This is a genomic window from Adlercreutzia rubneri, from assembly GCF_009755265.1.
GTDB classification, from domain to species: Bacteria; Actinomycetota; Coriobacteriia; order Coriobacteriales; family Eggerthellaceae; genus Adlercreutzia; species Adlercreutzia rubneri.
The window spans coordinates 58729-70857 of the sequence record NZ_WPOO01000004.1 but is presented as its reverse complement, the minus strand read 5'-3'; the positions used below and the strand labels follow the sequence as shown (position 1 = coordinate 70857).

The following is a 12129-nucleotide window of genomic DNA, read 5'->3' as shown; positions in this document are numbered from 1 at the left end:
TTTGCGTGTCCTGTCATAGTGAAAGGGGTTCTCATGGCCAAACGGCGCATTGCGGTACTCGGCTCTACGGGATCCATCGGTACCCAGACCCTCGATGTCGTGCGCCAGCACGGCGATAAGCTGGAGATCGTCGGCCTTGCGGTGAACAGCTCCTTGGATGTCCTGCTCGCTCAAGCCCGGGAATTCGGCGTGCGCCATCTGGCGGTAGGGAATGCCGCTTTGGCGAACGACCCTCGTTGCGATGAGGCGCGGGCTCTCGTGCGGTCGCTGGCCCTTCCCGAGGGCCAGGAGGGCGTGGAGGCGAGCTTCGGTGTTGGTTCCGAAGCCGTCGTGGCTCTCGCCCAACTGCCCGAGGTGGATGTCGTCGTGAACGCTCTGGTAGGAGCAGCTGGCTTGGAGGCGAGCTATGCGACGCTGAAGGCAGGCAAGGTGCTCGCTTTGGCCAACAAGGAGTCGCTTGTGGTGGGCGGCGATCTCATCATGCCACTGGCCGCCTCGGTGGATGCGGCCCGGCGTGCTTCCGGTGCCGCTCCGGCGACAGGGCCGGCAGGCGCGCTCATGCCCATCGATTCGGAGCATGGAGCCATCTACCAATGTCTGCTCGGAGAGAACCCGCGCGAGGTCTCGAAGCTGTGGGTGACGGCTTCGGGCGGCCCGTTCCGGGGCAAGACGATCGCCGACTTGGAGGCGGTCACGCCGGTCCAGGCTCTGGCGCACCCCACCTGGAATATGGGGGCCAAGATATCCATCGACTCCTCGACGCTGATGAACAAAGGGCTCGAAGTCATCGAGGCGCACCACTTGTTCGCGATGCCCTACGATCAGATCGAGGTGGTAGTGCAGCCCCAGAGCGCTATCCATTCGATGGTGGAGTTTACCGATGGGTCGGTTCTGGCTCATTTGGGTACGACCGATATGCGCATTCCCATTCAATTTGCTCTCTCCTATCCCGAGCGGTGGGAGGCTCCCGTGAAACCGCTCGATTTTCGGACGTTGGGCTCGCTGGAATTTGCGGCGCCCGATGTATATACGTTCCGCTGTCTTTCTCTGGCTCGTCATGCAGGTGAGGTGGGGGGCACGCTGCCCGCCGTCATGAATGCTGCCAACGAAGTGGCGGTGGCGGCATTTCTCGCCGAGCAGATCGGCTACCTCGATATCGCCCGCTGCGTCGAGGCGACCATGGACGCCCACGAAGGGGCAGGCGTCCAAGTCGTGGAGAGCCTCGAGCAGCTGAAGGCCGTCGACGCATGGGGCCGCGCCTTCGCAAGCGAGTGGGCCCGGGGGCGGCAGAGTTAGCGGCGCCGCCCCCGGAAGCGTTCTCAGCGGCGCTTGCGGTAGGCGACGAAGGCAGCGCCGGCGCCGGCGACGGCGAGCAGGGCGACCAAACAAATCACCGTAAGGCTCTCGTCTCCCGTTTGAGCGAGGCGAGAGGTTCGGGCGACGCGCGTCGGCTCGGGCTCGTCGGCCTCGGGCTCTGCGGGCTTTTCCGGCTCGTCGCCGCCGGTCGGCGGCAGCGGCAGGTCGGGATAGGCGTAGGAGACGGTCTGCCCCTCATCCTCGATATCGGCGTGGAGGGCCACCTCGATGTCGTCGTGCAGCAGCGATTCGAAGACCACGAGGCTTACGCCGTCCAAGTTGGCGCCGGGAATGGTGATCTCGACATCCACCGTGCCCGAGGATTCCTCGGGGATGAACCGGTGGCTTACCATGACCACTTTACCCTCCACGAGCCACGGGGCGTTTTCCTCTTTGTCCATGAGCACGGCGGATAGCTCGTACTCCTCGCCGGGGGTCAGTCCCTGGTAGCTGACGGTGTCGATGATGGTGACCTCTTCGGCTGGCACGCCTTCGTGAGTGCCGGTGGCGGCGTCGACGGCCGTTGTGCCGATGGCGATAGGGCTCACGGCGATGGTCTGCTTGCGGTCGGCGAGATCGCGGTGCGAGGCTACTTCGACGCCATCTTGCAGAAGCGTCTCGAAGATGACGAGGTTGGTGTCCTCGGTGATCGCCGAGGCGTCGAAGGCGAAGGTCACGTTCGCGTACCCGTTGTAATCCTCGGGAGTGAACTCAAGCTCGGCGGTGACTTCTTCCTCATTCACGAGGAACGGCTCTCCGGTGGCTTTGTCCATGAGGGTTCCCCGAAGCAGATAGGGCTCTTCGGGTTCTAGGCCAGAATAAGTGACTCGGTCGATGACGACGGCCTTGGTGTCGGCGCTGATCTGCGTGTCGTACAGATCGTCGGACAGACCGTCGTAGGCACTCGTGCGGATCGTGGGCTTGTCGGTGCCCGTGTTGTTGAGAGTGCCTAAGTCGACGACGAGCCCCTCATCGCTCTCGTCAACCACGATTTCATCGCGGATCATCTCGAAGATTGCGTTGGCCGGGCATCGAAGCTCTTCCAGCTCGTACGTGTCAAAGGGCAGTGCGCCCAGTCCATTGTCCGCAGCGACGGACGCCCCTTCGGCATTGAGACCGAACCAGATCCCCGCTGTGGCATCAAGGGCCTCGGTGTCCAACGTAAGTGGCATCTGGAAGCTGCCGTCAGGAGCGGTGAACTGCGCGTCATTGGCGTTCGTGTTCGCGTCGTGGGGATGGCCCGGGGTAGATTCCGTGGAAGCGAGCCCGTTCTTGTCCGTGACGAGGATGTGCCATTCGCCGGTCGTCTTCGAGGTGAGCTTGAAGGGGATGCCGGCCAGCTTCGCGGCGCCGTCGGCGCGCTTCATGAAGCGCAGATCGGTGCGGGCGACGCGGTCGGTGACGAGATCGCCGTTCTGCTCTGCATCGAAGGTCTCGATAATCTCGCCATCGGTGTCGGCATCGGTGACGTGGCGCACGTGCACGGTCTCGTCGAGAAGGTAGCCACGCGGTGCCTTCACTTCCTGGATGGCATAGGTGCCGATGGGAAGCGCGATGCGGCCGTTGGAGAGCTTGTAGAACGCATCACCTGCCACCTTGTAGGGAAGCTCTTCGGTTGTTCCGTCGGCCAAAGTGTGTGTGAAGCTGCCTTCCGCCTCGTCGAGCAAGAAGGCGCCCTCGTCGTTGGTGCGCACGACCCAGCTTGCTTGCGGCTCGAGGGTCTTAAGGGCGTCCAGGGAAGCGTTCTTGGCCGCATAATAATCGATGCGGAAGTGGGCATCGCCGAGGGTGGCAGCACCCTGCGCATGGCTCTGACCGCTTTGAGCATCCTTCTTCTGGATAAGAAGGGAGAGGGGATTCAACTTTGCCTTGTCGCTGACGGCAGTGGTATTCACGCGGGTGACGGAACGATCAGCGACGGTCACGGCATAGGTTCGGCTATCCAGAGCATAGCCCTCCAGAGGGCGCTTGGTCTCGCGCACCCAATAGGAGCCGATGGGCATCTCGTCGATGCGTCCGTAGCCGTCGGCATCGCCGTTCAGGCTCGTACGGATTTCGCGGACGAGCTTTGTGCAGGCCGAGTCCGCGTACACGCCATAGACGGCGCCCGCCAAGGTATAGCCGGGGTGTCCCATCGTGACCTCGGGATAGCCCGACTGCTTGAGCAAGTCGATGGAGCCGCGCATGGGTTCATCGGCAAAGGATACTTGGCACACGACGCTCTCGTCGCTGGTTGCCTCCACGGTCGCCTTCTGGACGGCGCTGTTCAGGCGGAATCCGGGCGGGGCGAACAGTTCGCAGAAGTAATAGTCGCCGCCCTCGATGTCCTCGGCGACCGCACTTCTGCCATCCGCCCCGGTAACGAGGGTAAACGAAGCATTGGCCTGAGCCCAGGTGCGGGCCGCCTGCCAGCTTCCCCAGGCGCCCTTGGCAGCCTGCTCGGCCGCCGCTTCGGCGCTTGCACGAGTGGAGAAGGCGCCGAACACCGCGTTGGCGAGCGAGTAATTCCCGTTGGCGTTGGAGATGGCGGGGTTGGCGGAGGTTTTCACGACCTGGGCGCGCCCGGTGTTGATGGGCTCCACCAGCAGGTAGCCGACAACGTCCTGGAACTCCTTGTTGGTGGCAGCGGATCGAGCATCGATTTTGTAGTAGAACTTGTACCATCCGTTGTACGCGGATTGCGAGCCGGTGTAGGTGCCCTTGTAAGTGATGTAGTTGTCGCCGTTGGGGTTGCTTGCCACGGCGCCGTAGCCGTTGGAAACGCCGGCAGTACCGCAGGTGGCTTGGGCCATGGCGCGGTTGGTGGGTGCGCTTCCCCCGCTGTAGTTGGTGTCCTTGTAGTCGTTGCCCGTGGTGAGGAAGCGAGCGCGGTAGTCGCTGCCGGTGCGCGAGGTGGCGAAGGGCGCATCGGCGCCGTTGCGGGCGGCGATCGTCTCGTAAAGGAACGCGTCCACGACGGCGTCGAAGCTGCTCGATGCGGTGTTCAGCACGTAGTCGTTGAAGTTCGTTCCCTGGGAAACTCCGTTCACCCAGTGCTGAGAGGTGCCGAAGAAAGCGCCGAACCCATAAGAGCCTACCAGATCGCTGGGGAACCCATAGGCCTCCTGTTTGCGGGGCATGTCGACATCGAAGGTTTCGAGGCGCATATAGGGGTTGAGCGCGTAGTGCTTCTCGGTCTGGCCGGGGAAGGCGGCTGCGAAGGGGGCGATGCCGCCAGCCTCGGCGAGGATATCGGGAATGTCCGAGGCGATGGTCGTTGTCTCTTCGCCGACGGTGAGCTCCTGCGGACTCGTGTCGAGGTCGGCGAGCACAAAGCGCTCATAGGCGGGATGTGCGGGCGATAGCTCGAAGACGATGCCGAGGGTGTCCAGGGTGTTCGCATAGGACTCAGGGATGCTTACGGTGCCCGCTGCGGCATCAAGGGAGCACTCATCGGTAATGTCGCGCTGGCGGTCGCCGAAGGTGGCGTAGTGCTCGTACACGGCGAAGCTGAGCGCTTCGTCGAGGCCAAGCGCTCCGCCCTCATCGACCGTGGCGACAATGTGCCCTTCTTGCAGGTCGTATGGCGCGGTGATGCTGGCGAAGTCGATGGTCTCGCCCGCAGAGTCTTTAAAGTGGAACATGACGGGCACCCCCTCGGTTTCCGTGGCGACTGCCGAGGTCGCAGGGGCGCACATCGCGGGGATGAGGCCCACGAGCAGTAGGAAGGCAAGAACCATGTTGAAAAGGGCGCGGCCTCCTTGGAGGGGCGGGCGCGCGGGGACGGGATCGAGTGAATCCACGGTGACTCCTCTCTGCGCGGCCACGTGTCCGCGCTGCTCGATTGACGAAAGAGAGTCAGGCGTGGGGCGCAATCGTGACGTCCGTGTCTCGAAGGAATGCGGGCTGGAAGGTTTGGCGTACGGCGCCCGATGCCTGACGCCGATAACCTTACGAGAGCCGAACCGTAGAAATGACGCGGGAATGTCCCAGTTCGTTCCCTCCCTCGACCGTGCGGAAGTCGTATTTTTTTGCGACGAAAAAGCGGTCGGCGCGAGGAGCCAAAAGGGACTTCGACGGGTCTTCAGTGGGAAAAGGGCGGGACTTCGAGGCGCTCGATTCTCAAGCGGCGGTAGCAAAGGCGCGTGCCTCGCGCTCGCTGTGGCGGTAGCCAAGGCGGCGGGCGCAGCCGGCAGATTTGGTGTACGTCCCTCCGAAACCATGGAGGGATCGTAGCCAGCTTGTAGTTATTTTCCGAGACGGCTCTCCAAGGGAAAGACAAAGGGTGCCCGCTTTCTATAATGACCAGCGACACCCGTTCCTGCCCCGCGAGGCAGGAAATCTCTCATATATAAGGAGACATCTGTGGACATCCTCATCATGATCGTCTGCGCCGTTATCAGCATCGGCTTCCTTGTGTTCATCCACGAGGGCGGCCACTACCTGGCCGCTCGGGCCTTCGGCGTGCGCGTGACCGAGTTCATGCTGGGCCTGCCCGGCCCCTCCATCGGCTTCACGAAGGGCGAGACCCGCTATGGCGTCACGGCCGTGCCCCTCGGCGGCTACGCGAAGGTGTGCGGCATGGAGGCCGGCCCTTTGCAGCCGCACCTGCAGGAGGCGCTCGCGTCGCTTTACCGCCGCGGCATCGCCAACATGGAAGACGTGGCCCGCGATTGCGGCATCAGCGACGACGAAGCCTACAATGCCCTGGAAGAGCTGGTGGAATGGGGCAGCGTCATCGGACCTTCCAAGGCCGATCAGTACAACACCTACCGCGCCCCGCGCGTCTCTCCTGGCAAGCGCGCTCTGAAGAAGGCGGCCGCCGCGGGTCTGCCGGCACCCGCAACCTATGAGCTGGGCCAAGCCCGAGAGGTGGCCGACCCCCAGGCTCTCTACGAATCGGAGTACCGTCAGCAGTACCGCTCGCTGCCCTTCTGGAAGCGCTCGGTCATTCTTCTGGCGGGCATTTTCATGAACCTGCTGTTCGCCATGCTCGTGTTCGTTGTGGTGTTCTCCGTCATCGGCTTTCAGGTGCAGCACCCCGAGACCGGCGAGATCACGACCATCCACGCCTCGGTGCTGCAGGCGCTGCAGGCCGGCTTCATGTACATCGGCATGGTGATTCAGGCGGTCGTGGGCCTGTTCAACCCGGCTACGGCGGCTCAGACGGTGTCCGATTCCACCTCCATCGTCGGCATCGCCGTCATGTCGAAAGACTACTTCCAGGCGGGCCTTGTGGAGGCACTGGAGTTCATGGCCATGATCTCGGTCTCGCTGGGCATCATGAACCTGCTGCCCATCCCGCCACTCGATGGCGGCCGCTTCGTGGTGGAAATCTTCCAGAAGGGCACCCGCAAGACAGTGTCCCAGAAGGCCATGAACTATATGTCGCTGGCCGGTATGGCGCTCTTCCTCGGCTTCTTCGTCATCATGCTGAACCAGGACATCCAGCGGTTCGTCTTTGGAAATTGGGGCTAGCTTGTTCCGATCGCCTTGGTGGATGATCGGGCAGCGCGAGGTTCCGCTCCGTTCGCTATTGTGATGGGATTGGGCGTCTTTGGTCCGGCAAGCTCTATAATTGCTTGGAACTGATGTGTTCTAAGGAATGCCTATGATCAAGGAATTGAAGCCCCATGACCGCACGCGGCGGATCATGGTGGGAGACGTGCCCGTGGGAGGCGGCGCTCCGGTGGCAGTGCAGTCGATGCTGAACGTCGCCGCCGACGATGTGGCCGCCAACCTCGCGCAGATCGAGGCGCTGGCCGAGGCCGGCTGCGAGATCGTGCGCATGGCCATCCCCCGGCGCGACTGTCTGGATGCGTTTGAGGCCGTGTGCGCCGCATCGCCTTTGCCCGTGGTGGCCGACATCCACTTCGACGCCCGCATCGCCATTGAGGCGGCGGCTCGCGGGGCGGCCAAGTTGCGCATCAATCCCGGCAACATCGGCGGTCTGGAGGCGACGCGCGAGGTGATCGCCGCGGCGGCTGCGGCGGGTATTCCTATCCGCATCGGGGTGAACGCCGGATCGCTCGATGACGCGCTGGCGGCCCGCGACGACCTGACGCTGCCCGAGAAGCTGGCCGCCTCCGCCACCGAGTACGTGCGCTTCTTCGAAGACGAATGCGACTTCCACGACATCGTTGTGTCGGCGAAGGCCCACGACGTGCAGACCACCATCGACACGTACCGCCTGCTGGCCGCCGAGCTGCCCCAGGTGCCGCTGCACATCGGCGTCACCGAGGCGGGCACGGCTTTCCAGGGCATCATAAAAAGCGCCAGCGGTCTGGGCGTTCTTCTGGAAGAGGGCATCGGCGACACCATGCGCATCTCGCTCACGGACGACCCCGTGGTGGAAGTGCGGGCCTGCTGGACGCTGCTCGGCGCGCTCGATTTGCGCCGCCGCACCCCCGAGCTCATCAGCTGCCCCACCTGCGGGCGCTGCCAGGTGAACCTCATCGGGCTGGCGCAGGAAGTGGAAGAGCGCCTCGCTACGGTGGACAAGCCGGTGAAAGTGGCGGTCATGGGGTGTGTGGTAAACGGGCCGGGGGAAGCCGCCGATGCCGATATCGGGGTGGCTTGCGGAGCGGGCGCGGGCGTTGTTTTCTCCCATGGTAAAATCGTCCGCAAAGTGCAAGAGTCGGAAATTGTTTCTGCCCTTATGGAGGAGTTGGAGAACCTATGACCCAGATTCTGCGTATGAGCAACCTGTACGCCCCCACCTTGAAGGAAGACCCGTCGGACGCCGACATCGATAGTGCGCGCCTGCTTCTGCGCGCGGGCATGCTGCGCAAGGCCGCCTCGGGCCTGTACACGTTCCTTCCCCTGGGCTTCCGCGTGCTGAAGAAGATCGAGAACATCGTGCGCGAGGAAATGGATGCTTCGGGCGCCCAGGAGATTCTCATGCCGGTGCTGCAGCCGGCGGAGCTGTGGGAGGAAAGCGGCCGCCTGAACGACTACGGTCCCGAGCTCATGCGCCTTACCGACCGCCACGACCGCGAGATGTGCCTCGGTCCCACCCACGAGGAGATCATCGTGGCGCTCGTGCGCAACGAGCTGCGCTCCTACAAGGAACTGCCTCAGAACCTCTACCAAATTCAGACGAAGTACCGCGACGAGATTCGCCCGCGCTTCGGTCTTTTGCGCTCCCGCGAGTTCGTCATGAAGGACGCCTACAGCTTCAACGCCACCCAGGAGTCGCTGCAGGAAACCTACGACGCCATGGGGAAGGCCTACGGCGCCATCTGCACCCGCTGCGGCTTGGATTACCGCGAGGTGGAGGCCGATGGCGGCCAGATCGGCGGCAAGGTGACGACCGAATTCATGGCGCTGGCGGAATCGGGTGAGGCCGATCTCGTGTACTGCTCGTGCGGTTACGCGGCCGATGCCGAGGCCGGCGCGTGTCTGGCCCGCCCCACGCTCTACGAGGTGGGCGCCATGGAGAAGATCGCCACCCCTGGCGTGCATACCATCACCGAGCTGGCGGAATTTTTGAGCATCCCCGAGTCGTCCACGGTGAAGGCGCTCTCGGGTAAGGACGCCGAGGGCAACCTCGTCTGTCTGTTCATTCCGGGCGATCACGAGCTGAACGAGCTGAAGATCGAGGGCCTTGTGCCCGGCTTCACGCTGTTGACCGACGAGGAGATGATCTCCTTCGGCCTGTGCAAGGGCTCCATGGGCCCGGTGGGGCTGCCGGAGGGCGCCCGCGTCATCGCCGCTACCAGCTTGCAGGCCATCCCGCAGTGGGTGGTGGGTGCCAACGAGGATGGCTACCACTACGTGGGCGCGCGCCTGGGCGAGGATTTCCAGGTGGACGAGTGGGCCGACCTGGCCACGGTGAAGCCTGGCGACTGCTGCCCCGAGTGCGGGCTTCCGCTGGAAGGCGCCCGCGGCATCGAAGTGGCCCAGATCTTCCAGCTTGGCGACAAGTACTCCCGCGCCATGGGCGCTACCTTCATGGACGAGGACGGCGAGGAGAAGCCCTTCATCATGGGCTGCTACGGCGTGGGCATCTCGCGCACGCTGGCCGCCATCGTGGAGCAGCACAACGACGAGCACGGCATCATGTGGCCGTTGTCGGTGGCGCCGGCCCACATTTGCGTGGTGCCGCTCACGGTGGGTGATGCCGAGGTGCAGCCTATGGCCGAGAAGATCGCGAAGGACTTGGCCGAGCTCGGCTTCGAGGTGGTCATCGACGATCGCGACGAGCGCGCTGGCGTGAAGTTCAACGACGCCGACCTCATCGGCTGGCCCGTGCAGATCGTCGTGGGCAAGCGCGGTCTGAAAGAGGGCAAGGTCGAGATGAAGCTGCGCCGCACCGGCGAGAAGAAGGAGGTGGCGCTGGACGCTCTGGCCGAGATGATGGGCTTTGCCCGCCGCGCCATGCGCGACAACGTCCTGCACGGTGCCGGTACCGGTGCCTTCGCCGCTATTTTCGGGTAAGACAGCATTCCGCCGTTGCCGACGCAACGGCGGGAACGTCGATGCTGCGGTTCCGACAGGCACCTGGCCTTGCCTTTCAGCACTTTCCCTCACAGCCGCAAGGCTGCTCGGCCGTGCTTCAAGGCACTAAAAGCTTCTACGGTCGCTATTTATCTAGAGAAAACACCTGATCAGAGCCCCTGTCAAAGACTTTTGGCAGGGGTTTTCGTTGGCTGTAGGGTTGTGCCAAAGAGTTTTGGTGGTACGCTGCGGCGTGTCATGTCACTCTGATCGCGAAAGGACGCGTTGTGGAACTCAAGGAGCATCTCAAGGAGCATCGGAACCGGCTGGGGCTGTCCCAGGAGGACGTGGCCGAGCGCATTTTCGTATCGCGCCAGACCATTTCCAATTGGGAGACCGACCGCACCTACCCCGATGTGCAGAGCCTTCTGCTGCTCAGCGAGATCTTCGGCACGTCCATCGATGAGCTCGTGAAAGGAGACGTGGCAACGATGGAAAAGGCGATAGAGAACGATTGGAAGACCATGAGCCGCCTGACGGTGGCAGCTTGGGCGCTTGTGGGCGTCGGGTTGGTGTGCGTGACGGTGGGGTTCGCGGTGCCCACGGCCCCCTCCTCGCTCATGCCGAAGTGCACCGAGAGCGAGGTACTGGGAATTGTGCTGTTTCTTGCGCTGTGGGTTTTAGGATGTATTCTGCTCGGCATGGTGGAGTCGATGAAGAAGAAGTACGATCTGGTCACCTATCGCGACATTGTGGCGTACTCCCGCGGCGAGGAGCCGGTGCGCGACAACGAGGCCTTCGGACGCAAGCACCCGGTAGCTTCGGCCGGTCTGAAAATGGGAGTAAGCGCCGTGTCGGGGTTCGTGGTAGCCTACGTGGTCTTGAAGCTGATCCTGGGATAGCGTCCGCGGACGGCCGAATGCGAGCGCGCGGGAGCGCAGGGCGAGCGGGTGCGCGCACTCATTCGCGGCAGATTTCCTAACCAAATCAATCAACCTTTGACGGGGCGGTAACGGTGCTGCCCCGTTGGCCTGCGCGGGGCGGGGGCGCTCGTATAGTAGAGGGTGCGAAATCACCGTCGAGATAAGGGAGGTCCCGAAATGACGACGATTGCCGATGGGTTGAAAGATGTGTTCCTGGCCGGCGTAGGCGCCATGGCGCTTGGCGCGGAGAAAACCCAGGAGCTGGTGGAGTCGTTGATCGCCAAGGGCGAGATCACCGTGGAGCAGGGCAAGGCTATCAACTCCGAGGTGCTGAAGCAGGCCCAGGCCACGGCCGAGCGCGTGGGCCAGCAGGCCCAGACCGCGGCCGGCGAGGCGGCCCGTGAGGCCCAGGCGGCTGCGAGCCATCTGACCGATCAGGCCAAGACCGCCGCCGAGCTGGCGAAGGAACAGGTCGAAAGCGCTGCGTCCATGGCCCGCTCCCAGGCCGAGATGGCCGCCGATGCCGCCAAGAAGGCGGCCGGCGAGGCCAAGAAAGATTCCGCTGATTTCGCCACAGCGCTGAAGCACGACGTGTTGGAAGCGCAGATGGCCATGATGACCTCCGAGCAGCGCGCCGAGTTCGCCAAGAAGGCCGCCGAAATCGCCGCCCGCGATAGCGTGACAAAGGCAGAGTAACGTTGCTGCAAGATGGCCTCGCAGGACCGCATTTTGCTCGCGGGGCCTGAAACGCGGAGCCCGATTGCCTCGTCTTCCGCTGGGCGCTTGCTTCCATCTTGTGCCTTTGTCCCTCGTGCCGCTTTTCGAATCATCTCCCTCGGTAGTTCAGAGTAGCGCTCATTGCCAAGCCGGCATTGGCACAGTCAGAAGCGCTTTCCCCAAGAGCAAGGTTGCGTCCTCTGGCAGCGAGCGCGTGGTTGCTTGCCCTAGGGGAGGGGCTGGTGCCGGTTTTGTCAACCCAAGGGGCGAAAATGTGCAGCAAACGACGATAGGCAGAGTTTTGTCTGCTGCCTGCACTTCCCCTTTCCCTCAGTGGGAACCTCTAAGGAAAACATGAGTGCGTGTGACCTGGGAAAACTCCAGACGTCGTTCGGGCTCGGCCATCGAAGCGGCTATTATTCTCGATTGAGGATTCTTCCAATCGTCGTTTGCTGCACAAGAACCCGGATTCCGCCGACAAAACCGAAGTCGAATCGAGCCGCAATGCCCTAGAGCGGAGGCTGCTCTTGGGGCGGCGTGGGTTCATCGGGGATGGGGCCGGCGACTTGGAATGGTCGGGCCCTTTCGGATCTGACGGGATCGGCGCCTTCTCCTCCAGCACGATCGGCACGTGGCGGTCGGCTTTCGCTGCGGGAAAGAAGGGTTATTCGCGGAGTGCGGCTCCGGCGTCATGTAACCGCGGAAGGCGCCGCCC

7 protein-coding genes are annotated in these 12129 nt (G+C 63.3%); 6 read left to right on the top strand and 1 reads right to left on the bottom strand.

The features are described 5' to 3' along the window. Window positions 1-33 precede the first annotated feature (33 nt). Window positions 34-1296 carry a 1-deoxy-D-xylulose-5-phosphate reductoisomerase gene (gene dxr / locus GO707_RS03635; RefSeq protein WP_157012140.1) on the top strand — a complete coding sequence of 421 codons (1263 nt, stop codon included), beginning with the start codon at window positions 34-36 and terminating at the stop codon, window positions 1294-1296. Between the two features lie 23 nt (window positions 1297-1319). On the opposite strand, the gene GO707_RS03630 is transcribed toward dxr, so the two are convergent. After that, window positions 1320-5138, bottom strand: a complete 3819-nt coding sequence (locus tag GO707_RS03630) for a VaFE repeat-containing surface-anchored protein (RefSeq protein ID WP_114538652.1) — start codon at window positions 5136-5138, stop codon at window positions 1320-1322. Between the two features lie 562 nt (window positions 5139-5700). On the opposite strand from GO707_RS03630, the gene GO707_RS03625 reads away from it, so the two are divergent. From GO707_RS03625 to GO707_RS03605, 5 genes are all read left to right on the top strand, one after another. Then, window positions 5701-6813 carry a site-2 protease family protein gene (locus GO707_RS03625; RefSeq protein ID WP_114538653.1) on the top strand — a complete coding sequence of 371 codons (1113 nt, stop codon included), beginning with the start codon at window positions 5701-5703 and terminating at the stop codon, window positions 6811-6813. A 133-nt stretch (window positions 6814-6946) separates the two neighbouring features. Next, entirely contained in the window at window positions 6947-8017 is a 1071-nt protein-coding gene (gene ispG / locus GO707_RS03620) for a flavodoxin-dependent (E)-4-hydroxy-3-methylbut-2-enyl-diphosphate synthase (RefSeq protein WP_114538654.1), read from the top strand. Next, the gene (locus tag GO707_RS03615; RefSeq protein ID WP_157012136.1) at window positions 8014-9774 is read left to right on the top strand and encodes a proline--tRNA ligase; all 1761 of its coding nucleotides are present in this window, start codon (window positions 8014-8016) and stop codon (window positions 9772-9774) included. The genes ispG and GO707_RS03615 overlap by 4 nt, the downstream gene beginning before the upstream one ends. Before the next feature lie 287 nt (window positions 9775-10061). Then, entirely contained in the window at window positions 10062-10676 is a 615-nt protein-coding gene (locus GO707_RS03610; protein ID WP_173111515.1) for a helix-turn-helix transcriptional regulator, read from the top strand. Window positions 10677-10874: 198 nt separating this feature from the next. Beyond that, window positions 10875-11393, top strand: a complete 519-nt coding sequence (locus GO707_RS03605; RefSeq protein WP_157012133.1) for a hypothetical protein — start codon at window positions 10875-10877, stop codon at window positions 11391-11393. Window positions 11394-12129 lie beyond the last annotated feature (736 nt).

Coding starts and splice junctions, on each gene's coding strand:
- ispG (WP_114538654.1), top strand. CDS start 6,947: ATGATCAAGGAATTGAAGCCCCATGACCGCACGCGGCGGATCATGGTG.
- GO707_RS03615 (WP_157012136.1), top strand. CDS start 8,014: ATGACCCAGATTCTGCGTATGAGCAACCTGTACGCCCCCACCTTGAAG.
- GO707_RS03605 (WP_157012133.1), top strand. CDS start 10,875: ATGACGACGATTGCCGATGGGTTGAAAGATGTGTTCCTGGCCGGCGTA.
- dxr (WP_157012140.1), top strand. CDS start 34: ATGGCCAAACGGCGCATTGCGGTACTCGGCTCTACGGGATCCATCGGT.